This window comes from Spirillospora sp. NPDC029432 (assembly GCF_040703975.1).
In the GTDB taxonomy this organism is placed as follows: domain Bacteria; phylum Actinomycetota; class Actinomycetes; order Streptosporangiales; family Streptosporangiaceae; genus Spirillospora.
The window spans coordinates 198590-218968 of the sequence record NZ_JBEZWH010000003.1 but is presented as its reverse complement, the minus strand read 5'-3'; the positions used below and the strand labels follow the sequence as shown (position 1 = coordinate 218968).

22 protein-coding genes are annotated in these 20379 nt (G+C 72.7%); 10 read left to right on the top strand and 12 right to left on the bottom strand.

Translation table 11 applies throughout. The features are described 5' to 3' along the window. Nucleotides 1–38: 38 nt before the first annotated feature. Nucleotides 39–629: a hypothetical protein gene (locus AB0881_RS03760; protein WP_366613913.1), complete on the bottom strand. Its 591-nt coding sequence runs from the start codon at nt 627–629 to the stop codon at nt 39–41. A 19-nt stretch (nt 630–648) separates the two neighbouring features. Next, a complete protein-coding gene (locus tag AB0881_RS03755) occupies nt 649–3144 on the bottom strand; it encodes an ATP-dependent Clp protease ATP-binding subunit (RefSeq protein WP_366613912.1) in 2496 nt (831 codons plus the stop codon). Between the two features lie 84 nt (nt 3145–3228). Between AB0881_RS03755 and AB0881_RS03750 the strand changes: the two genes are divergently transcribed. Then, entirely contained in the window at nt 3229–3825 is a 597-nt protein-coding gene (locus AB0881_RS03750) for a helix-turn-helix domain-containing protein (RefSeq protein ID WP_366613911.1), read from the top strand. On the opposite strand, the gene AB0881_RS03745 is transcribed toward AB0881_RS03750, so the two are convergent. Next, nucleotides 3822–4838: a methyltransferase gene (locus AB0881_RS03745; RefSeq protein ID WP_366613910.1), complete on the bottom strand. Its 1017-nt coding sequence runs from the start codon at nt 4836–4838 to the stop codon at nt 3822–3824. The two genes, AB0881_RS03750 and AB0881_RS03745, sit on opposite strands and share 4 nt — an antisense overlap. Before the next feature lie 38 nt (nt 4839–4876). Next, complete coding sequence (locus tag AB0881_RS03740; protein WP_366613909.1) at nt 4877–5695, bottom strand: metallophosphoesterase; 819 nt, start codon at nt 5693–5695, stop codon at nt 4877–4879. A gap of 50 nt (nt 5696–5745) precedes the next feature. On the opposite strand from AB0881_RS03740, the gene AB0881_RS03735 reads away from it, so the two are divergent. Next, nucleotides 5746–6309 (top strand): hypothetical protein, encoded by a 564-nt coding sequence (locus tag AB0881_RS03735; protein WP_366613908.1) that lies wholly within the window; start codon nt 5746–5748, stop codon nt 6307–6309. On the opposite strand, the gene AB0881_RS03730 is transcribed toward AB0881_RS03735, so the two are convergent. Continuing rightward, nucleotides 6254–6994 carry a DUF72 domain-containing protein gene (locus AB0881_RS03730; RefSeq protein ID WP_366613907.1) on the bottom strand — a complete coding sequence of 247 codons (741 nt, stop codon included), beginning with the start codon at nt 6992–6994 and terminating at the stop codon, nt 6254–6256. The genes AB0881_RS03735 and AB0881_RS03730 overlap by 56 nt on opposite strands. A 111-nt stretch (nt 6995–7105) precedes the next feature. Between AB0881_RS03730 and AB0881_RS03725 the strand changes: the two genes are divergently transcribed. Next, nucleotides 7106–7597 (top strand): nuclear transport factor 2 family protein, encoded by a 492-nt coding sequence (locus AB0881_RS03725; protein ID WP_366613906.1) that lies wholly within the window; start codon nt 7106–7108, stop codon nt 7595–7597. A gap of 45 nt (nt 7598–7642) precedes the next feature. Here the strand turns inward: AB0881_RS03725 and AB0881_RS03720 are convergent, their stop codons facing one another. Continuing rightward, nucleotides 7643–10024: an excinuclease ABC subunit UvrA gene (locus tag AB0881_RS03720; protein ID WP_366613905.1), complete on the bottom strand. Its 2382-nt coding sequence runs from the start codon at nt 10022–10024 to the stop codon at nt 7643–7645. 185 nt (nt 10025–10209) lie between these two features. Between AB0881_RS03720 and AB0881_RS03715 the strand changes: the two genes are divergently transcribed. The 3 genes from AB0881_RS03715 to AB0881_RS03705 all read left to right on the top strand — a co-directional run bounded on the left by AB0881_RS03715 (nt 10210) and on the right by AB0881_RS03705 (nt 14630). Further along, nucleotides 10210–12225, top strand: a complete 2016-nt coding sequence (locus AB0881_RS03715) for a serine/threonine-protein kinase (RefSeq protein ID WP_366613904.1) — start codon at nt 10210–10212, stop codon at nt 12223–12225. Beyond that, on the top strand, nt 12226–14040 hold the full coding sequence (locus AB0881_RS03710) for a serine/threonine-protein kinase (RefSeq protein ID WP_366613903.1): 1815 nt from the start codon (nt 12226–12228) through the stop codon (nt 14038–14040). A gap of 128 nt (nt 14041–14168) precedes the next feature. Further along, nucleotides 14169–14630, top strand: coding sequence for an SRPBCC family protein (locus AB0881_RS03705; protein ID WP_366613902.1), 462 nt, complete (start codon nt 14169–14171; stop codon nt 14628–14630). 66 nt (nt 14631–14696) lie between these two features. Here AB0881_RS03705 and AB0881_RS03700 read toward each other — a convergent pair whose 3' ends face one another. Beyond that, the gene (locus AB0881_RS03700) at nt 14697–15059 is read right to left on the bottom strand and encodes a VOC family protein (protein ID WP_366613901.1); all 363 of its coding nucleotides are present in this window, start codon (nt 15057–15059) and stop codon (nt 14697–14699) included. Nucleotides 15060–15137: 78 nt separating this feature from the next. Here AB0881_RS03700 and AB0881_RS03695 point away from each other — a divergent pair, with 78 nt between their 5' ends. Then, nucleotides 15138–15596, top strand: coding sequence for a MarR family transcriptional regulator (locus tag AB0881_RS03695; protein ID WP_366613900.1), 459 nt, complete (start codon nt 15138–15140; stop codon nt 15594–15596). Between the two features lie 16 nt (nt 15597–15612). Here AB0881_RS03695 and AB0881_RS03690 read toward each other — a convergent pair whose 3' ends face one another. Then, nucleotides 15613–16119 carry a hypothetical protein gene (locus tag AB0881_RS03690; protein WP_366613899.1) on the bottom strand — a complete coding sequence of 169 codons (507 nt, stop codon included), beginning with the start codon at nt 16117–16119 and terminating at the stop codon, nt 15613–15615. A gap of 50 nt (nt 16120–16169) precedes the next feature. Here AB0881_RS03690 and AB0881_RS03685 point away from each other — a divergent pair, with 50 nt between their 5' ends. Further along, the gene (locus AB0881_RS03685; protein WP_366613898.1) at nt 16170–16637 is read left to right on the top strand and encodes a MarR family transcriptional regulator; all 468 of its coding nucleotides are present in this window, start codon (nt 16170–16172) and stop codon (nt 16635–16637) included. On the opposite strand, the gene AB0881_RS03680 is transcribed toward AB0881_RS03685, so the two are convergent. Beyond that, nucleotides 16634–17524: a hypothetical protein gene (locus tag AB0881_RS03680; RefSeq protein ID WP_366613897.1), complete on the bottom strand. Its 891-nt coding sequence runs from the start codon at nt 17522–17524 to the stop codon at nt 16634–16636. The genes AB0881_RS03685 and AB0881_RS03680 overlap by 4 nt on opposite strands. Then, entirely contained in the window at nt 17511–18161 is a 651-nt protein-coding gene (locus tag AB0881_RS03675) for a TetR/AcrR family transcriptional regulator C-terminal domain-containing protein (protein ID WP_366613896.1), read from the bottom strand. Before AB0881_RS03675 ends, AB0881_RS03680 begins: the two co-directional genes overlap by 14 nt. A 95-nt stretch (nt 18162–18256) precedes the next feature. Between AB0881_RS03675 and AB0881_RS03670 the strand changes: the two genes are divergently transcribed. Together AB0881_RS03670 and AB0881_RS03665 are read left to right on the top strand one after the other, a co-directional pair. Next, on the top strand, nt 18257–18730 hold the full coding sequence (locus AB0881_RS03670) for a hypothetical protein (protein WP_366613895.1): 474 nt from the start codon (nt 18257–18259) through the stop codon (nt 18728–18730). Beyond that, the gene (locus AB0881_RS03665; protein WP_366613894.1) at nt 18727–19512 is read left to right on the top strand and encodes an NAD(P)-binding domain-containing protein; all 786 of its coding nucleotides are present in this window, start codon (nt 18727–18729) and stop codon (nt 19510–19512) included. Before AB0881_RS03670 ends, AB0881_RS03665 begins: the two co-directional genes overlap by 4 nt. 110 nt (nt 19513–19622) lie before the next feature. On the opposite strand, the gene AB0881_RS03660 is transcribed toward AB0881_RS03665, so the two are convergent. Then, nucleotides 19623–19934, bottom strand: coding sequence for a hypothetical protein (locus AB0881_RS03660; RefSeq protein WP_366613893.1), 312 nt, complete (start codon nt 19932–19934; stop codon nt 19623–19625). 66 nt (nt 19935–20000) lie between these two features. Next, nucleotides 20001–20177: a hypothetical protein gene (locus tag AB0881_RS03655; RefSeq protein ID WP_366613892.1), complete on the bottom strand. Its 177-nt coding sequence runs from the start codon at nt 20175–20177 to the stop codon at nt 20001–20003. Nucleotides 20178–20379 lie beyond the last annotated feature (202 nt).

Sequence of the window (20379 nt, the reverse complement as noted above, 5' to 3'; positions counted from 1 at the left end):
TCGATACGGCGATCGCCGCCGCCCGGGCTCTCCGGCGGTCAGTCCGGGGCGTCCTCCAGGCGGGCGACGATCGGGGTGAGGAGCTCGTTCAGCTCCGCGACCATGACGGCCAGCGCGCGGTACGCGGTCTCGGCGATCTCCTCGGGGTGGTCGGTCATCGACTCGGGCGCGGCCGGGAGCCGGTCGAGCGGGACGGGCGCCTCCACCTGGAGGGTGGCGCGCAGGTGCGGGGCCTTGGCGACGTCCCGTTCGGCGGGCTCGACGAACTGGCCGAAGATCTCCGGCCAGCCCTGCCAGCCGCGGTCGCGCCACCACTCGCGGGAGGTGGTGAGCGCGGCCGGCGGCGGCGACACCAGCGTCACCCGCGCGGTCATCGACCCGTCCCAGGCGTTGCGGACGCACTCGGCGGACAGGATCCGCCGGTGCCAGCGCACCAGCCCCGGGTCCGACAGCGGCGGGGTGGCGATCCGCCAGGCCGCGCAGCAGAACGCGACCGGCGCGATGTCGCCCCACGCCCCGTCGAACTCGCCGATGTTGACCCACAGCTGCTCGACGTAGAAGCCCTTGCCGAACCGGGCGCGCTCCCTGTCGGACCGCTCGTCGAGCCAGAACGCCCGGTGTCCGCCCATGCCGGCCGCTCCCTCCCGGTCAGAGTGAGGTGATGCCGGCCGCGGGCGGCACGGTGGACGGCTTCGGCACGCCCTTGAAGGTGAACTTGGCGTCCTCGCCCGAGCCCTGGGTGCCGACGATGACGATCTGGCCGGACTTGACCTCGTTGTAGAGGATCTTCTCCGACAGCTGGTCCTCGATCTCGCGCTGGATGGTGCGGCGCAGCGGCCGCGCCCCCAGCACGGGGTCGTAGCCCCGCTCGGCCAGCAGGTCCTTGGCCTCCTGCCGCAGCTCGATCCCCATGTCGCGGTCCTTGAGCCGCTCGTCCACCTTGGCGATCATCAGATCCACGATCTGGATGATCTCCTTCGGCGTCAGCTGGTGGAACACCACCGTGTCGTCGACACGGTTCAGGAACTCCGGCCGGAAGTGCTGCTTCAGCTCCTCTCCCACCTTCGACTTCATGCGCTCGTACGAGCCCTGCTCGTCGTTGGCGCGCGCGAACCCGAGGCTCTGCCCCTTGGAGATGTCCCGCGTCCCGAGGTTGGTGGTCATGATGATCACGGTGTTCTTGAAGTCGACCACCCGGCCCTGGGCGTCGGTCAGCCGGCCGTCCTCCAGGATCTGCAGCAGGCTGTTGAAGATGTCCTGGTGCGCCTTCTCGATCTCGTCGAACAGCACGACCGAGAAGGGCTTGCGGCGGACCTTCTCGGTGAGCTGGCCGCCCTCCTCGTACCCGACGTAGCCGGGCGGGGAGCCGAACAGCCGCGAGACGGTGTGCTTCTCCATGAACTCGGACATGTCCAGCTGGATCAGCGCGTCCTCGTCCCCGAACAGGAACTCCGCGAGCGTCTTCGACAGCTCCGTCTTACCGACACCCGACGGGCCGGCGAAGATGAACGAGCCACCCGGACGCTTCGGGTCCTTCAACCCCGCGCGCGTGCGGCGGATCGCCTGCGAGAGCGCCTTGATCGCGTCCTGCTGCCCGATGACGCGCTTGTGGAGCTCGTCCTCCATGCGCAGCAGCCGCGTCGACTCCTCCTCGGTGAGCTTGAAGACCGGGATGCCGGTGGCGGTGGCCAGGACCTCGGCGATCAGCTCCTCGTCCACCTCGGCCACGACGTCCATGTCGCCGGCCTTCCACTCCTTCTCCCGCTGCGCCTTCTGCGCGAGCAGGCGCTTCTCGTTGTCGCGCTGGCGGGCGGCGCGCTCGAAGTCCTGCGCGTCGATCGCGGACTCCTTCTCCCGCCGGACGCCCGCGATCTTCTCATCGAACTCGCGCAGGTCCGGCGGTGCGGTCATCCGGCGGATCCGCATCCGCGACCCGGCCTCGTCGATCAGGTCGATCGCCTTGTCGGGCAGGAACCGGTCGCTGATGTAGCGGTCGGCCAGCTGCGCCGCCGCCACCAGCGCCGCGTCCGTGATCGACACCCGGTGGTGCGCCTCGTAGCGGTCCCGCAGGCCCTTGAGGATCTCGATCGTGTGGCTCAGCGACGGCTCGGCCACCTGGATCGGCTGGAAGCGCCGCTCCAGCGCCGCGTCCTTCTCCAGGTGCTTGCGGTACTCGTCCAGCGTCGTCGCGCCGATCGTCTGGAGTTCCCCCCGCGCGAGCTTGGGCTTGAGGATGCTCGCCGCGTCGATCGCGCCCTCGGCCGCCCCGGCGCCCACGAGCGTGTGCAGCTCGTCGATGAACAGGATGATGTCGCCGCGCGTGTGGATCTCCTTGAGGACCTTCTTCAGCCGCTCCTCGAAGTCACCGCGGTACCGCGACCCGGCCACGAGCGCGCCCAGGTCCAGCGTGTACAGCTGCTTGTCCTTGAGCGTCTCCGGGATCTCACCCTTGACGATCTTCTGCGCGAGGCCCTCGACCACCGCCGTCTTGCCGACGCCGGGCTCGCCCACCAGTACCGGGTTGTTCTTGGTACGGCGGGACAGCACCTGCATGACCCGTTCCATCTCCTTGTCCCGGCCGATGACCGGGTCGAGCTTGCCCTCCCGGGCCGCCTGCGTCAGGTTGCGGCCGAACTGGTCGAGCACCAGCGACGTCGCGGGCCCGCCCGCCTCCGCGGGCTCCCCGGCACGCCCCTGCTCCTTCTCCTGGAAGCCGTGCAGCAACTGGATGACCTGCTGGCGGACCCGGTTGAGGTCGGCGCCCAGCTTCACCAGCACCTGCGCCGCCACACCCTCGCCCTCACGGATGAGCCCAAGGAGGATGTGCTCGGTGCCGATGTAGTTGTGGCCCAGCTGCAACGCCTCGCGCAGCGACAGCTCCAGCACCTTCTTGGCACGCGGGGTGAACGGGATGTGCCCGGACGGCGCCTGCTGGCCCTGGCCGATGATCTCCTCGACCTGGCGGCGGACCGCCTCCAGGCTCACCCCGAGGCTCTCCAGGGCCTTCGCCGCGACGCCCTCGCCCTCGTGGATCAATCCCAGCAGGATGTGCTCGGTGCCGATGTAGTTGTGGTTGAGCATCCTGGCTTCCTCTTGAGCCAGAACGACAACCCGCCGCGCCCGGTCGGTGAACCTCTCGAACATCACGTGCCCCCTGCCGCCGCGGGCCGAAACGGAGTCTATACTCGGCTTCAGATTACGGAGCGGCGACTCCGGATGTCAACGCACATGGAGACCCATCGAATGGCCCCGTACGAGCCCGCGACCGCGGGCCGGACCCTGCGCTCCGACGCGCGCCGCAACCGCGCCCGCATCCTGGCGGCCGCCGAGCAGGTCTTCGCCGCCAAGGGCCCGGCCGCCTCCACCGAGGAGATCGCCCGCCGCGCCGGCGTGGGCGTCGGCACCGTGTTCCGCCACTTCCCCACCAAGGAGGCCCTGCTCCAGGCCATCCTCGGCGAGCTCGCCGGCCGGCTGGCCGCCGACACCGAGTCGCTGGCCCGCGACGGCGACCCCGCCACCGCGTTCTTCACCTTCTTCACCTCGATGGTCGAGCGCTCCGCCCGCACCAAGACGGTCATCGACCTGCTCGCCGAGGCCGACATCCCGATCACGGTCGCCAAGCCCGTCGAGACCCTGCGCCGCACCATCGAGGACCTGCTGGCAGGCGCCCAGCGCGCGGGCACCGTCCGCGCCGACGTCCGGTCCGCCGAGGTGATCGCCCTGCTGATCGGCGTGTGCCAGGCCGCCCTGTACGCCGACTGGGCCCCCGACCTCCAGGACCGCACCCTCTCGATCGTCTTCGACGGCCTGCGGCCGTCCCGCTAGACGCGCGTGGTCTCCAGCACCGCGCACGGACCCGGAGGGCGCAGCACGCGGTCGAGCGCGAAACCGGCCCCGCCGAGCAGGGCGCGCCAGTCCTCCTCGGTCCGCTCGCGGCCGCCGAGGATCCCCATCATCGTGAGGTCGAGCAGCGCCGCCGCGGGCGGGACGTCCCGCTCGGGCAGCACCACGTCCATCAGGATCAGCCGCGCGCCGGCCGGGGCCGCCGCGTGCACGCCGCGCAGGATCCTGGACGCCCGCTCGTCGTCCCAGTCGTGCAGGATCAGGCACGCCAGGTAGGCGTCCGCGCCGGCGGGCACCGACTCGAAGAAGTCGCCGCCCACGGCGCCGACCCGGTCGGCGACCCCGGCCGCCGCCAGCCGCTCGGCCGCGCTCGCGGCCACCTCCGGCAGGTCGAACACCGTGCCGCGCAGCCGCGGGTACCGCGCGGCCAGCTCGGCCAGCACGGCGCCGTCCGCCCCTCCCACGTCGACCACCGTGGCCGCCCAGGAGAGGTCGATGCCGTCCAGCGCGCCCATCCGCAGCGCCCGCAGCGCGTCCGACATGGCGGCGGAGAACAGCGCGGTCCGCTCCGGGGCGCGGCCGAGCCATTCGAAGAACGGAACGCCGTGGTGGTGCTCCACGGCCGGCCGCCCGTCCACGAGCGTCCGGTGCAGGTCGCCGAACGGGGCGTAGTGCGTCTCCATCCACATCAGGGCCATGTTGCGCAGCGACTCGGGCGTACCGGACGCCAGCGTCCCGCCGAGCGGTCCCAGCGCGGCCTCGTCCCCGTCCAGCCGGAACACGCCGTGCACGGCCAGCGTCCGCAGCAGCCGGCGCAGCGGCTCGGGCCGCGCCCCCACCGCCGCGGCGACCTCGCCGACCGGCCGCGGCCCGTCCACCAGCTCGTCGGCCACTCCGAGCCGCGCCGCCGCGAACAGCCCCTGCGAGATCATGAACCCGCCCAGCAGGTTCATCATCTCGACCGCGGCCTCCGACGGCATACGAGAATCACTCACAGTTCGTGATTCTACAGTGACACTCTGTCAACAGTGCTCTAGAGGATGCGGCGGGGGCCGTTCGGGGTGGCGCCACGCTTGCGCCACTCCCTGGGGTAGCCGACGGAGACCTCCTCGAACGGGACGCCGTCGCTGTGCATCGTGCGCGGGATGTGCAGGTGCCCGTAGACGACGCAAGCCGCCTTGTAGCGCGTGTGCCAGTCGGCCGTGCGGACGGTGCCGCACCACTGCGCGAACTCGGGATACCAGAGCACTTCCGTGGGGTCGCGTACGAGAGGGAAGTGGTTCACCAGGACGGTCCGCGCGTCCTCCGGGAGCTGCGCAAGGCGGCGTTCGGTCTCCGTTATACGGGCGTCGCACCAGGCGTCACGGCTCGGGTACGGGTCCGGGTGCAGGAGCGCCTCGTCGGTGCACACGACCCCGGCCTTGTACGCGATCGCCAGCGCCTCCTCCTTCGTGGTGGCGCCCTTGGGGCGGAACGTGTAGTCGTACAGGATGAACAGCGGCACGATCGTGAGCGGCCCGTCCGGGCCCTGCCAGGTCGCGTACGGGTCCTCCGGGGTCAGCACGCCCAGGCCCCGGCACATCTCGACGAGCTCGCGGTAGCGTTCCTCGCCCCTGGCCTGCACGGGGTCGTCCTTCATCGTCCACAGCTCGTGGTTGCCGGGGACCCAGACGACCCGCGCGTACTTCCCGCTCAGCGTCCGCAGCGCCCACTCCACGTCGGCGAACCGCTCCGCGACGTCCCCCGCCACCAGCAGCCAGTCGTCCTCGCTCTCCGGCCGCAGCCCCTCGACGAAGTACCGGTTGTCGTCGAAGCTCACGTGCAGATCGCTGATGGCGTAGAGACCGCTCATGGCCGGATCGTACGCGCCCGCCGGCGGCCCCGTTCGGCGATCATTCATCCATGGATCTCGATCAGGCCGGCGCCGTCGCCGCCGAGTACGCGGAACGGGCCGGCGTTCCGGCCCCGAAGGTGCGACCGGGCCGCGTGCCCCAGTGGTCGGCGGGGGGAGCGATCCTCCGGCTGCGTCTCAGGAAGGGCACCGTGGTCGTCGACTCCCGGTTCCTGGAGCTGGACGAGGGCGAGCAGGAGGCCGGGCTCGCCTACCTCGTGAGCGCCGTCGCCTCCGTTCGCCGCTACAACCGGAACGCGATGCTCTCGCTCGTTCCCCTCCTGGCCGGCGCGGTGCTCATCGAGATGTCCCTGCTGGGGGCGCCCCGGTGGATCGCCGAGGCCGCGTTCTGGTCGTACCTTCTCGGGTGGGTGCTGCTCCTGGGCTTCTGGTACCGGCGGTGCTGGTACGAGGCCGACCGCAGGCTCGTGGCGGTGTTCGGCTGGACCGCGATGGACACGGTCCTCGAAGTGGAGCGCAGGGAACCGGCCAGGCCCCCCTTCTACCTCCGGGCCGTCCCTACGCCGGACCAGCGGACGGCGCGGCTGGAGAGGATCTCGCGTACGCCCGCGTGAACTGCCGCGCGTTCCGTACGGCGGCGCCGCCCGGGTCGTTGTTGAAGTACACGTAGCCGTCGTCGCCGACGCGGCCGGCCCACGTCGCCAGCGCCTGCCGGCCGTAGTGCGGCCATGGGTTCGCGGCGCCCTCGTGGAAGCGCAGGTACGTCCAGTCGGCCGTGCGCCAGAGCGGGGCCACGGGACGTCCGAGGCGGTCGGCCCAGCAGAGCGCCGCGCCGTGGCGTTCGAGGACGCCGCGGGTCTCGTCCGTCCACCAGGACGGGTGGCGGGGCTCCACCGCGACGCGCACATCGGCCGGGAAGAGGGAGAGGCAGGCGTCCAGGCGTACGGGGTCGGCCTGGAGGGTGGGCGGGAGTTGCAGCAGGATGGGGCCGAGCTTGGGGCCCAGGCCGCGGGCCACGTTCATGAGGCGCTCGACGGGTTCGGCCGGCTCTTTGAGGCGCCTGATGTGCGTGAGGAAGCGGCTGGCCTTGACCGCCATCACGAAGCCGTCCGGTGTGCGTTCGCGCCAGCTCTCGAACGTCTCCCGCTTGGGCAGCCGGTAGAAGGCGCCGTTGTTCTCCACCGTGGCGAACGACTCCGCGTACCGTTCCAGCCACAGCCGCTGGGGCACGCCCTCCGGGTAGAGCACTCCGCGCCAGTCCGCGTACTGCCATCCGGACGTACCGATGAGCACCGGCATGCCGCGGTACCTACCCGGAACGACTCCCGTTGATCGGGAATGTCCGCCGCGCCGGGCGCCGGCCGTGTCTAGGCTGCGCGCGACGCCCGGCCACTGGAGAGGGAGGCGCCCATGAGCGCGGACATCGAGGCGCTCGAGCGCCGGATCGCGCGGCTGGAGGCCGTCGAGGCGATCAAGGCGCTCAAGTACCGGTACTGGCGGTCCTGCGACGGCAAGGACCCCGAGGCGTTCCGGAGCTGCTTCGTCAGGAAGGGCGCCTCGGTCGACTACGGGCGGCTCGGCCGGTTCGACGACGCGGACCCGATCGCCGAGATCTTCGCGGACGTGGCGCTGCTGCGGCGGGACGGCCGGTACGTGATCCTCGACATGCACCACGGCCTGCACCCCGAGATCACGCTGCACGGCGACGGGACGGCCGCCGGCCGCTGGACGCTGCGGTTCCGCCAGATCAACCTGGCCGAGGGCACCGAGACCGTGATGACCGGCGAGTACGACGACCGCTACGTCGTCGAGGACGGCGAGTGGCGGATGTCGCAGAGCCACTTCGCGATGCTGTGGAGCCGGACGCTGCCCCTCCCCGCCGAGGCGCGGATCGCCCCGTAGGCGCGGCGGGCGCGGCGGAGCGGGGTGCCGCCGCGCCGGCCGCGGTCAGGCGACGTACTCCGCGAGGTGCTCGCCGGTGAGGGTCGTGCGGGCGGCGACGAGGGCGGCGGGCGTGCCCTCGAAGACCACCTTGCCGCCGTCGTTGCCGGCGCCGGGGCCGAGGTCGATGATCCAGTCGGCGTGCGCCATGACCGCCTGGTGGTGCTCGATCACGATGACCGACCTGCCGGCGTCCACGAGCCGGTCGAGCAGGCCGAGCAGCTGCTCGACGTCGGCGAGGTGGAGGCCGGTCGTCGGCTCGTCCAGGACGTAGACGCCGCCCTTCTCGCCCATGCTGACCGCCAGCTTGAGCCGCTGCCGCTCGCCGCCGGACAGCGTGGTGAGCGGCTGGCCGAGGGTCAGGTAGCCGAGCCCGACGTCGGCGAGCCGCTGCAGGATCTTGTGGGCGGCCGGGGTGCGCGCGTCCCCGGCGCCGAAGAACTCCTCGGCCTCGGCCACCGGCATCGCGAGCACCTCGGCGATGTTCCGGCCGCCCAGCGTGTACTCCAGCACCGCCGCCTGGAACCGCTTGCCCTCGCAGTCCTCGCAGGTGGACTCGACGGTGGCCATGACGCCCAGGTCGGTGTAGATGACGCCGTTGCCGTTGCAAGTGGGGCAGGCGCCCTCGGAGTTGGAGCTGAACAGCGCCGGCTTCACCCCGTTGGCCTTCGCGAACGCCTTCCGGATCGGGTCGAGCATGCCGGTGTAGGTCGCGGGGTTGCTGCGCCGCGAACCGCGGATCGCGCCCTGGTCGATCACCACCACGCCGTCGCGGCCGGCGACGGAGCCGTGGATCAGCGAGCTCTTGCCGGACCCCGCGACGCCCGTGACCACGCAGAGGACCCCGAGCGGGATGTCGACGTCCACGCCCCGGAGGTTGTGCTCGGACGCGCCGCGGACCTCCAGCGCGCCGGCGGGTTCGCGGACCTGCTCCTTGAGCGCCGCCCGGTCGTCGAGGTGGCGGCCGGTCAGGGTGTCGCTGGCCCGCAGCCCCTCGACGGTGCCCTCGAAGCAGACGGTGCCGCCGCCCGTCCCGGCGCCCGGGCCGAGGTCGACGACATGGTCGGCGATCGCGATCGTCTCCGGCTTGTGCTCCACGACCAGCACCGTGTTGCCCTTGTCGCGCAGGCGCAGCAGCAGGTCGTTCATCCGCTGGATGTCGTGCGGGTGCAGGCCGATCGTGGGCTCGTCGAACACGTAGGTGACGTCGGTCAGCGACGACCCGAGGTGGCGGATCATCTTGGTGCGCTGCGCCTCGCCGCCGGACAGGGTGCCGGACGGGCGGTCGAGCGACAGGTAGCCCAGCCCGATCTCCGTGAAGGAGTCCAGGAGGTGCTGCAGCCCGGCGAGCAGCGGGGCGACCGACGGCTCGTCCAGGCGCCGGACCCACTCGGCCAGGTCGCTGATCTGCATCGCGCAGACGTCGGCGATGTTCTTTCCCGCGATCTTCGAGGAGCGGGCCTCCGCGGCGAGCCGGGTGCCGTCGCACTCCGGGCAGGGCTGGAACGTGATCGCCCGCTCGACGAAGGCACGGATGTGCGGCTGCATCGCGTCGACGTCCTTGGAGAGCATCGACTTCTGGATCTTCGGGATCAGGCCCTCGTAGGTCAGGTTGACGCCCTCGACCTTGATCTTGGTCGGCTCCCGGTAGAGCAGGTCGTGCAGCTCCTTCTCGGTGAACTCCCTGATCGGCTTGTCCATGTCGAAGTAGCCGCTGCCGCCGAAGACGCGGCCGAACCAGCCGTCCATGCTGTAGCCGGGGACGGTGAGCGCGCCCTCGGCGAGCGACTTGGCGTCGTCGTACAGGGCGGTCAGGTCGAAGTCGCTGACGGAGCCCATGCCCTCGCAGCGCGGGCACATGCCGCCGAGGCGGTTGAAGGTCGCCTTCTCCGCCTTCGTCTTGCCGCCGCGCTCCACGGTGATCGCGCCGCTGGCCTTCACCGACGGGACGTTGAACGAGTACGCGTTGGGCGGGCCGATGTGCGGCCGCCCGAGCCGGCTGAAGAGGATGCGCAGCATCGCGTTGGCGTCGGTGACGGTGCCGACGGTGGAGCGGGGGTTGGCGCCCAGCCGCTCCTGGTCGACGATGATCGCGGTCGTCAGCCCGTCCAGCATGTCGACCTCGGGCCGCGCCAGCGTCGGCATGAACCCCTGCACGAAGGCGCTGTAGGTCTCGTTGATCAGCCGCTGCGACTCCGCGGCGATCGTGCTGAACACCAGCGAGCTCTTGCCGGAGCCGGACACTCCCGTGAAGACCGTCAGCCGGCGCTTGGGAAGCTCGACGCTGACGCCCTTGAGGTTGTTCACGTGCGCGCCGTGCACGCGGATCATGTCGTGGCTGTCGGCGGCGTGCCGCGCGGGCGCGTCCGGCCTCGGGGCCATGCTCATCAACGTCTCCGTCCGTTCATGCGGGTCGGTGCCTGGAGGATCTCGGCGCAGGCGCCCTCGGCCGTTACCTCCGCGATAGTACGACCTTTCTGACAGGTAAGGTCACCCGCTCGTCCGGGCCCTCACCCTCGGAAAGACAATGATGTTCTAGTGAGCCGCCGCGCCCGCGGTTAGGCTCTGTCAACGTGATCATTCCACTGCGGCGCGGCGACCCCGCCCAGGCGGGCCCGTACCGGCTGGACGGGCGGCTGGGCGAGGGCGGGATGGGGACGGTGTACCTCGGCACGTCACCGGGCGGCCGCCGGGTGGCGGTCAAGGTGATCAAGGCCGAGCACGCCGCCGACCCCCGCTTCCGCGCCCGCTTCGCCCGCGAGGTCGAGGCCGCCCGCAAGGTCGGCGGCTTCCACACCGCGCAGGTGGTGGACGCCGACGCCGAGGCGGGGTCACCGTGGATGGCCACCGCGTACGTCCCCGGCCCCTCCCTCAAGGAGCACGTCACCCGCGACGGCCCCCTCCCCTCCGACGCCGTGCGCCGGCTGGGCGCCGCGCTCGCCGAGGGCCTGGCCGCCATCCACCGGCACGGGCTCGTCCACCGCGACCTCAAGCCGGGCAACGTCATCATGTCCCCCGACGGGCCCCGCATCATCGACTTCGGCATCGCCCGGGCCGCGGACGCCGATCCGCTGACGGCCGACGGCGCGGTCGTCGGCACCTTCGCGTACATGGCGCCCGAGCAGATCCGCGGGGAGCCGTCCGGGCCGGCCGCCGACCTGTTCGCCCTCGGCTGCGTGCTCGTCTACGCCGCCACCGGGAGCGGGCCGTTCGACGCCTCCACGGTCCCGGCCATCGTCCACCGCGTCCTCGGCGAGAACCCGGGGCTCGCCGGGATGCCCGCCGACCTCGCCCGGGCGGCCGGGGCGTGCCTGGCCAAGGCCCCCGGCGACCGGCCGTCCACCGCCGCGCTCATCGCCCACCTCGCCGACCCGGAGGCCTCCGGCCTGCCGGACGCGCCCGTCCCGCCGCCGGCACCGCCGCCGCCCACGTGGCCCGCCGCGGACGAGCCCACGGCGCCTCCCGGGACGATCGTCGCGACCAAGGAGGAGGGCGCGCCGCCCGGCGGCCGGAGCGTACGGCGGCCGGGGCGCCGCGCCGTGCTGGCGGGCGCGGTGGCCGCCGGCGCGTTCGCCGCCGGCGGCGGGGCGCTGCTCGCCTGGGCGCGCGCCGGCGGCCCGGCCGGCCCCGGCCCCGAGCCCGAGCCCGCCTCGACCAGGCTGGTCTCGCCTTCCGCCGCGCTCACCGGCCACACCGAGCCCGTCGGCGCGGTCGCGTTCAGCCCAGACGGCCGGACGCTGGCCAGCGGATCGCCCAGCGACGAGACGACCCGCCTCTGGGACGTCGCGACCGGCCGCCCGCTGCGGGAGCTGACCGGCGACGGGGTCCTGGCCGTCGCGTTCAGCCCGGACGGCAGGTACCTGGCCACCGGCGACCAGAACGGCACCGCCTCGCTCTGGGACGTCGCGACCGGCCGCAGGATCAGGCGGTCCGGGGCCGGCGAGCACGGCGTCTGGTCGGTCGCGTTCAGCCCGGACGGCCGGACGCTGGCCGGCGGCGGCTCCGACATCCGGCTGTGGGACGTCGCGACGGGCCGCGCCACCGTTCTCGGCACCGGGCCGTTCACCCGGAACGGGCTCGGCCACCCGGTACCGAACCTGGTCCTCGGGCTGGTGTGGGCCCTGGACGGGAAGACCCTCACCGCCGCCCTCGACGGGTACGGCCGCGAGGGCGACCGGGGCGCGATCCTGATCTGGGACGCGGCGGCCCGCCGGCAGGTGGCCGTGCTGCGCGGCCCGACCGAGGAGAACGTGGCGCTGGCGCTGAGTCCCGACGGCGCCGTCCTCGCCGCGTGCGGCGGCAGCGAGGAGATCCAGCTCTGGGACCCCGCGTCGCGCCGCGCCACCGACCGCCTCACCGGCCACCTCGGCGAGGTGCGGGCGCTGGCGTTCGCCGGGGACGGCACCCTGGCCAGCTGCGCGGAGGACAGGACCGCGCGGCTCTGGGACGTGGCCTCCGGCCGCACGACCGCCGTCCTGACCGGCGCCACGGGGAACCTCACGGCGGTGGCGATCAGCCGGGACGGGCGCACCGTCGCGGCCGGCGGCGGCCGCGACGACGAGGCCGTACGGCTCTGGAAGGTGCGGTAGATGCGGGCACTGCTGCCGGACGACCCCCGCGCGGTCGGCCCGTACCGGCTGGACCACCGGCTCGGCGAGGGCGGGATGGGGCAGGTGTTCCTCGGCACCTCCCCCGGCGGGCGCCGGGTGGCGGTCAAGGTGATCAAGGCCGAGTACGCCGCCGACCCCCGCTTCCGCGCCCGCTTCGCCCGCGAGGTCGAGGCCGCCCGCAAGGTCGGCGGCTTCTACACCGCGCAGGTGGTGGACGCCGACGCGCGGGCCTCGGAGCCCTGGATGGCGACCGCGTACGTTCCGGGCCCGTCGCTGCGGGACGCGGTCGCCTCCGGCGGGCCGTTCGACCCGGCGGCGGTGCGGCGGCTGGGCGCCGCGCTCGCCGAGGGCCTGGCGGCCGTCCACGCCTGCGGCCTGGTCCACCGCGACCTCAAGCCGAGCAACGTGATCATGTCTCCGGACGGGCCGCGGATCATCGACTTCGGGGTGGCCCGCGCCACCGACGCCACCACGCTCACCGGCACCGGGTCCGTCGTCGGCACCTACGCGTACATGGCGCCCGAGCAGATCCGCGCCGACCGCGCCGGGCCGCCCGCCGACGTGTTCGCCCTCGGCTGCGTGCTCGCGTACGCCGCCACCGGGCGCGCCCCGTTCGAGGGCGGCGGCGTCGCGGCGATCGTCCACCGGATCATCGCGGAGCCGCCCCGCCTCGACGGCCTCGGCGGCGACCTGCGCGCCCTCGTCGCGGCCTGCCTGGACAAGGACCCGGACCGGCGGCCCGCGCTCGGCGAGATCGGCCGCCGCCTGGCCGCACCGCCGGCGCCGGCGGGCGCACGCCGCGTCCCGCGCCGGGCCCTGATCGCCGCCGCGGCCGCCACCACCGCCGCCGCGGCGGCCGGCGTCCCGGCGGCGCTGCTGCTGGGGCGCCCGGACGAGGCGCCGGCGAAGCCGCCCCCGTTCCGCCCGACCGGCACGCCGAGCCCGACCGTGTTCGTCGGCGGGCCGATCGGGGTCAACACGTTCGCGTTCGCCGACGGCGGCCGCACGCTGCTGGGCCCCGGCAGCAAGGAGCTGTGGCGATGGGACCTGTCGACGGGCCAGGGCACGCCCGTCCACATGCCCGAAGTCCTCGCCTCCGGCTCGTGGGCGATCAGCGCCGACGGGCGGGTCGTGGCGGGCTGTCCCGGCGACTTCGTCGCGTTCGGGGATCCCGCCACCGGCCGGACGACCCGCCGCATCGAGTTCCCGGACCGGCCCGCCACGATCGCGCTGGCCCCCGACGGCGGCAGGATCGCCGTCAAGCACGGCGAGGCCGTCGGCATCTGGGACGTGCGGACCGGCCGCAGGACCGGCCCGGACTTCGGCGACGTCTCCGGCTGCGTCTTCAGCGCGGACGGGAGGCTCCTCGCGGGCGGCGCCTGGCCGAACGGGCCGATGTGGGTCTGGGACGCCGCGACCGGCCGTACCGTCGCCGAGATCAAGGGCAACGCCCCGCTGGAGCTGGCGTTCAGCCCGGACGGCACGCTCCTGGCCGGAGTGACCGACTACGAGCAGTACGTCCACGTCTGGGAGGCCCGCACGGGACGGCGCGTCCACACGCTCCAGGGCCACACCGAAAATGCCGACGCGCTGGCCTTCAGCCCTGACGGCGGCACGCTCGCCAGCGGCGCGGACGACGGCACCATCCGGCTGTGGAACGTCCGGACGGGCGCGTCCATCGCCACGCTGACCATCGATCCCGACGACGTGTCCGCCCTGGCGTTCACCCCGGACGGGCGCGCCATGGCCAGCGCCACCGGCGGCGGCACCATCCGCCTCTGGCGCTTCCCCTGACCCAGCGCGGGCGGACTCAGGCGGACGGCACCGCCGTGTGTACGCCGCGCCTTCTCGGGTAGCGGCGCCAGTGGCGGGGCCCCGCGCCCCGCGACCGCCCATCCGAACGCCAACGCTCAGGGGGAACGATGAGCACCATCACCGAATCGGTCGATGTGGACGCGCCGGTCCGGGCCGTCTACGACCAGTGGACGCAGTTCGAGGACTTCCCGCACTTCATGGAGGGCGTGAAGGAGATCCGGCAGCTCGACGACACCAGCACCCACTGGATCACCAGGATCGCGGGCGTCTCGCGGGAGTTCGACGCCGTGATCACCGAGCAGCTGCCCGACGAGCGCGTCGCCTGGAAGTCGGTGGACGGCCCCACCCACGCCGGCGTGGTGACGTTCCACCGGCTCGACGACTCCACGACCCGCGTCACCGCGCAGATGGAGATCGATCCGGAGGGCTTCGCCGAGAAGGCCGCCGACAAGTCCGGGACCATCAAGAACCGCGTGAAGGGCGACATGCAGCGCTTCAAGTCGTTCATCGAGAAGCGCGGCGCCCCCACCGGCGCCTGGCGCGGCCAGGTCGACCGCCCCGGTCCCTGATCCCGCCCCCATGCGCGGAGCCCCGGCCGTCACGGCGGCCGGGGCTCCGCGCTCCGCCGGGGCGGTTCAGCCGCCGTGCGCGGTGATGGCGTACCCCTCGGGCCCCAGAAAGGTGAACATCCGTCCGAAGGGCCCGTCCTGCGGCGGTACGGCGATGGGCACGCCGGCGGCGGCGAGCCGGTCGTGCAGCGCCTGCGCGTCGTCGGCCGCGAACCACAGGGCCACGCCGAGTCCGGGGCGGCCGCCGTCGAGGTCGACGCCGGGCAGCGGCTCGCGGACGGCGAACGGGACCGGCTCGGTGGCGAACACGACCGCGTGCGGGGGCGCGTCCGGCGCCCGGGTCAGCCCCAGGCGCTCCTCGAAGAAGGCGGCGGCCGCCTCCAGGTCGCGCACCTGGAGGGCGATGAAGTCGGGTCCGGTGACGGTCATGGGCACTCCCGCTTGTATGTCAGGACTTTGACATCCATGACGGTACGCGCGCCGCGCCACCTATGTCAAAATGCTGACATGCACGCCGAAGAGGGGCCCGTCCCGCCGCACCCGGCCGCGGACATCACCGAGCACGTCGGGTACCGGCTCAAGCGCACCGCCGCGGCACTGCGCGGCGCCATGGACAGGGCGCTGCGCGAGCACGGCCTGACCGTGCCGCAGTACTCCTGCCTGGAACTGCTCGACGAGAATCCGGGCATCTCCAGCGCCGAACTCGCCCGCGGCACCTTCGTCACCCGCCAGTCGGCGAGCGTGGTGCTGCGCGGCCTCCAGGACGGCGGCCTGGTCGCCCGCCCCGCGACCGCCGACCACGGCCGGGCGCTGCCCGTCCACCTCACCGGCGCGGGCCGACGCCGGCTCACCGCGGCCCGGACGGCGGTGTACGACATCGAACGCCGCATGATCGCCGCGATCCCGTCCCGCCGCCTGGACGCCCTCCTGGCCGACCTCGACCGGATGACCGCCGCCCTGGAGTGATGACCGTCCCGGAAGGTCAGGGCTTGCCGGCGGCGACCTGGGGCGGGTCCAGACGGTCGCCGGGGGCGTAGGTCACGACCTGCCGTGCCGCGAGGACCGTCCAGACGAAGGTGAACGCGATCACCGTGGGGTTCATGACCAGCAGCATCACGGCGGTGTGGACGCTCTCGCCGAGGCTCTGGATCCAGTTGAAGAACGCCACCAGCCCGCCCAGCATGATCGCCTGGATCCCGAGGCTCGGCCACCGCTCCCGCAGGAACCGCCCCGGCCGGCCGCCGTCCCCCGCGGGCTCCCGCCAGAACGCCAGCCGGACGATCAGGCCGATGAGCAGGACCCGCGCGAGGATCGTCACCCCCTCCAGCACGACCGGGAACGGGCCGGGCAGGTCCGTCAGCAGGGACACGAACCGCTGCGCCCCCGGGACCAGCGAGATCCCGGCGATGAGGACCAGATGCCGCCGGTAGAACGCGAGGGCCTGCGAGGGCACCTCAACGGCGGTGCGCCACTGGAGGGAGAATGACATGCGCTTCAGCGTACTAAATATTTTAGCTGACTAAAATAAATGGAGGCGGGATGGACGCGGACGGAGGAACCGTGGGGCAGGGCGACAGGTTCGGGCGGGAGCTCAGCTCCGCGGTGGTGTTCTTCCACGAGGCGGTGGGACGGCACCTCGGGCTCACCCCCGCCGACCATCGCGCGCTGACACTGATCGGCCTGCACGGACCCATGACCGCCGGCGAGCTGAGCCACCTGACCGGACTCACCCCCGGCGCGGTCACCGGCCTGGTGGACCGCCTCGAACGCGCCGGCCACGTCAGCAGGACCAGCGATCCGCGCGACCGCCGGCGCGCCCTCGTCACGGCCACCCACGAGGTCCCCGAGGACGTCGCGGCGGTGTTCGCCGAACTCGGCCGGAGGATGGCGGCCGTCGTCTCCAAGTACGGCGAGCGCGAGCAGGCCGCGATCGCCGACTACGTACAGAACATGATCGAGGTCCTGAGGGACCAGACCCGCCGCCTCGCCGAACGCGACCCCCGCTAGCCGTTCACCGGGTCGGGCAGGACGTCGCCGGGGTCGAGCGGCCAGGCGCCCGCCCGCAGGCTGACGCGGTCGTCGTAGGGATAGTGGTCCGACTCCCCGGCCGGCATCGGCGCCGTGACGAAACAGCGGTGGAGGAGCAGCTCGCGGCGCTGCGGCACGGTCAGCCCGCCGTTGGCGTCGTCCTCCGGCGCCACGAACCCCTCCCCTATGTACTTCTCGCCGTCCCAGTTGAGGTGCAGCCCCGCCGAGTCCTCGTAGAAGCGGTGGAACCTGGTGCGCCACTGGGAGTTCGATCCCCACCCGTGGGACAGGTCGTCGCTCGGGCGGGGATCGCGCCGGTCGGTGAAGTACAGCGTGGACGTGGTGGCCGTCCCCGCGTCCAGAAGGCGGGACGGCGCCCGCACGCGGACGCCCGCACGGCAGAACAGCAGGTCACCGAACCGGAACCCGGGCCACAGGACGTCCTCGACCGTGACGGCGCCGGCGCTCTCGTCCACGCTCACCGCAAAGATCTCGTGGTGGAACGGCGAGAACGCCTCCCCGTGCCGGACGCGCTCCAGCCCGACCCGCCCGAAGAACCGCTCGTGCACGGAGAGCGCGGCGCGATCCAGGGTGCGCCCGCCGGTGCCCCCGGCCGGGCAGCCGCGTTCGATCAGCAGGTCGCTGACCCGGCTGAGCGCGTACAGGGCGAAGAGCCCCTCGCGGTACCACGCCGCCGCCTCCCCATCGTCGCCCACCTGCGGCGATTCGCGATGGCGCAGCGGGGACAGGACGTCCAGGAGCCCGGCGGTGGCGGCCGTCCAGCCGTCGAGGACGGCCCGCGCGTCCCCGGCATCGATCAGCTCGTCATGAAGGCGGCGCCAGAGACCGCGGTCAATCCGCCGCATGCGCCCGCCCGTGCCGTGCGGCCTGGTCCCTGATTCCGCCCAGCACCGAGTCCAGCAGCCGGTCGAACTCCGCCACGGACCCGAAGTCGGCCTGGAGGGGCGTGAGGGCCGCCATGGCCGGGTAGTCGGCGGGGTCGATCGCGGGCGCCTCGTCGGGGCCGCCGCCGAGAACCGCCAGCAGGTGGCCGTTGAGGAAGCCGAACAGCACCCCCGGCGCGTCCGCGACCACCCGGTCGGGCAGGCCCCCGTCGCGCATCGCGGCCACCAGGCGTTCCAGGGCGGCCAGCGCCACCGGCGACTTCTGGGGGCGGGTGGCGAGCAGCGGGAACACCCGGGGATGCCGGTAGGCCATCCGCCGGTAGTCGTGCGCCGTCCGGCGGGCGACCTCCTCCCAGCCGTCGGACGCCCCGCGCCCACCGGCCTCCATCTCGGCGATCACGGCCTCCGAGATCGCGTCCAGCAGCGCCGCCTTCCCCTTGATGTGGTGGTAGATCGACATCGGATCGACCCCGAGGTCGTCGGCGAGCCGGCGGACCCCGAAGCGGTCCAGCCCGTCGCGATCGACGAGCGCGACGGCGGCGGCCGCGATGCGTGCGCGGTCGAGCCCCGCCGAGGTGCCCCGCGTGCGCCTGGTCACGTTCGCCCTCCCCTCCTTGCCAAACCTACACCGTAGAATCTACCGTTCCAGGGAAACCTACAGCGTAGATTTCAATCCGAAAGGAAGGCGTTCCGATGACGAAGAATCCCCGTGAACGATGGGCCACCTCGGCGATGTACACCGGGCTCGCGCTCACCATCGCCGCGACGGCCGTCCCGTACGTCGACCGCGCGACACTCCACCTGCTGGCCGACCACATCCGGGACGGCTATCCCGCCTACTCCCAGGCGCGAGTCGACACGGCCGTCACCACCTACCTGATCCTGCTGACCGCCATCGGGGCGTCCGGCGCCATCGCCTGGCTCTGGACGATCCGGGCGGTCGGCGCGGGCAGGCGGTGGGCCCGCCCCGCCGCGACCGCGCTGTTCGTCCTCGGCACCACCATCGGCCTGACCGGGCTGCTCACCAAGGACACCGCCGGCGACACCGGCCTGCCGCCCGCCCTGGGCTGGACCGGCCTGGCCCCCTGCCTGGCGGGCCTAGTGGCCATCACACTGCTGTGGACGCGGGGAACCCCCACCGCACAGACCATGGAGGCAATGCGATGAAAAGCATCGGCATCATCGGAGTCGGCGAGATCGGCCGCGCCATCGTGACGGGCCTGTGCGACGGCGACAGGGCACCAGAGGTGTTCCTGTCCCCGCGAGGAGCCGCCACGGCCGCGGAGTTGTCCGAGCGCTACGAGAACGCCCGGGTATGCGTCGGCAACCAGGAGGTGGTGGACCACTCCGACGTGGTGATCATCGCCGTACGCCGCCAGGACCGGCACGAGGCGCTCGCCGGCCTGACGGTGGACGCGGACAAGCTCGTGGTCAACGTGATGGCCGGAGTCGACCTGGACGATCTGCGCCGGACGCTGGCCACCACCGCCCCGATCGTCCGGGCCATCCCCCTGCCCGCCGTCCGCGAACGCCGCGCCGTCACCGTGACGTACCCGTCGCATCCGACGGCGGACTCCCTCTTCGAGTACCTGGGCGGAGTCCTCCCCGTCGCGGACGAGACGGCCTTCAACGTCTTCTCCGCGCTGACCGGGACGCTGACCACCCACTACTCCTACCTGGCCACCCTCACCTCATGGGCCACCGGCCACGGCATCACCCCCGACGACGCCGAAGCCTACGTCCGCGGCCTCTTCCAGGGCATCGGCCGAACCCTGAACGACCGGACCCGCTCCCTGCGTCAACTCGCCGCCGACCACGAGACCCCGAACGGAAACAATGAACGCATCCGCACCACATGGTTCACTCCGGCCAACGCCGAAGCCCTCACCACGGCCCTCGACGACCTCCACACCGACCTTGAGGACCCCCACAACAGCGACCGGCGCTAACGCCGACTTCGCCTCCATCACGAACGGCTAGCCCCGGACGTCCCGCCGCCGGCCGGAGAAGAAGAGTCCTGACGGCTGCTGGGCCTTGCAGGGCAGGCCGTTCTCGCGCGTCAGGGGAGGAGGCGGAGGCGGACGTCCTGGAGGAGGCGCTGGCGCTGGAGTTCCTCCTGGCGGTCGCGCGGCCGGAACGAGACGAGGCCCTCTTCGAGGACCTGCCAGTACTGCGGGTTCGGCGTCACGAGGCCCTGGCTGAGGAGTTGCCGGATCTCGGCCAGTTCGAGGCGTCCGACCTCGTCGGAGACCAGCCGCAGCGCACGGCTGTCGGACTCTTCCTGCCGGATCGCGACGGCGAGCGCCGCGATGCCGGCGAGGGCCACCGCGATCACGATGGCGATCGTGTGGGGTGCGAGTCCGAGGTCCATGGCAGGAGCGTGCCATTTCGGACGATGGTCCACAAGGGAGATCGGCGTACGGCGGCGCGCGTCGCGTCACCAGATGACGACCCCGCCTCCCATCTCCTGTGCGCGGCGGGCCGCGTCGATGATGTTGTCCAGCCGGGACGAGATGTAGTCCTCGCGCCGTTCCGTGCGGGCCGCGATGGCGGGAACGTGGGCACGGATCAGTTCGCATTCGGCCAGGAAGTCCGCGACCTCCCCCGGCTCCACCCACAGGTCCTTCTCGGCGAGAACGGGCAGGTGGCGGGGCCCCGAGTTCGCTGATGGCGGCGGAGCCCCACAGGAGGGTGCGCATCCGCTCATGTCCGGCCAGGTCGGAGACGCCCGGCGGCGGGTCGAGCACCACCCGCTCGCCGTTTTCGTCCGTCATGAAGACATCCACGAGCAGGCTCACGGCGTCCATTGAACAGGG

Bases quoted from the DNA above. Each gene is read 5' to 3' on its own strand.
- AB0881_RS03705 (WP_366613902.1), top strand. From the start codon at position 14,169: ATGAGCACCATCACCGAATCGGTCGATGTGGACGCGCCGGTCCGGGCC.
- AB0881_RS03750 (WP_366613911.1), top strand. From the start codon at position 3,229: ATGGAGACCCATCGAATGGCCCCGTACGAGCCCGCGACCGCGGGCCGG.
- AB0881_RS03690 (WP_366613899.1), bottom strand. From the start codon at position 16,119: ATGTCATTCTCCCTCCAGTGGCGCACCGCCGTTGAGGTGCCCTCGCAG.
- AB0881_RS03670 (WP_366613895.1), top strand. From the start codon at position 18,257: ATGACGAAGAATCCCCGTGAACGATGGGCCACCTCGGCGATGTACACC.
- AB0881_RS03710 (WP_366613903.1), top strand. From the start codon at position 12,226: ATGCGGGCACTGCTGCCGGACGACCCCCGCGCGGTCGGCCCGTACCGG.
- AB0881_RS03695 (WP_366613900.1), top strand. From the start codon at position 15,138: ATGCACGCCGAAGAGGGGCCCGTCCCGCCGCACCCGGCCGCGGACATC.
- AB0881_RS03725 (WP_366613906.1), top strand. From the start codon at position 7,106: ATGAGCGCGGACATCGAGGCGCTCGAGCGCCGGATCGCGCGGCTGGAG.
- AB0881_RS03730 (WP_366613907.1), bottom strand. From the start codon at position 6,994: ATGCCGGTGCTCATCGGTACGTCCGGATGGCAGTACGCGGACTGGCGC.
- AB0881_RS03735 (WP_366613908.1), top strand. From the start codon at position 5,746: ATGGATCTCGATCAGGCCGGCGCCGTCGCCGCCGAGTACGCGGAACGG.
- AB0881_RS03740 (WP_366613909.1), bottom strand. From the start codon at position 5,695: ATGAGCGGTCTCTACGCCATCAGCGATCTGCACGTGAGCTTCGACGAC.
- AB0881_RS03760 (WP_366613913.1), bottom strand. From the start codon at position 629: ATGGGCGGACACCGGGCGTTCTGGCTCGACGAGCGGTCCGACAGGGAG.
- AB0881_RS03685 (WP_366613898.1), top strand. From the start codon at position 16,170: ATGGACGCGGACGGAGGAACCGTGGGGCAGGGCGACAGGTTCGGGCGG.
- AB0881_RS03680 (WP_366613897.1), bottom strand. From the start codon at position 17,524: ATGCGGCGGATTGACCGCGGTCTCTGGCGCCGCCTTCATGACGAGCTG.
- AB0881_RS03700 (WP_366613901.1), bottom strand. From the start codon at position 15,059: ATGACCGTCACCGGACCCGACTTCATCGCCCTCCAGGTGCGCGACCTG.
- AB0881_RS03755 (WP_366613912.1), bottom strand. From the start codon at position 3,144: ATGTTCGAGAGGTTCACCGACCGGGCGCGGCGGGTTGTCGTTCTGGCT.
- AB0881_RS03720 (WP_366613905.1), bottom strand. From the start codon at position 10,024: ATGAGCATGGCCCCGAGGCCGGACGCGCCCGCGCGGCACGCCGCCGAC.
- AB0881_RS03660 (WP_366613893.1), bottom strand. From the start codon at position 19,934: ATGGACCTCGGACTCGCACCCCACACGATCGCCATCGTGATCGCGGTG.
- AB0881_RS03665 (WP_366613894.1), top strand. From the start codon at position 18,727: ATGAAAAGCATCGGCATCATCGGAGTCGGCGAGATCGGCCGCGCCATC.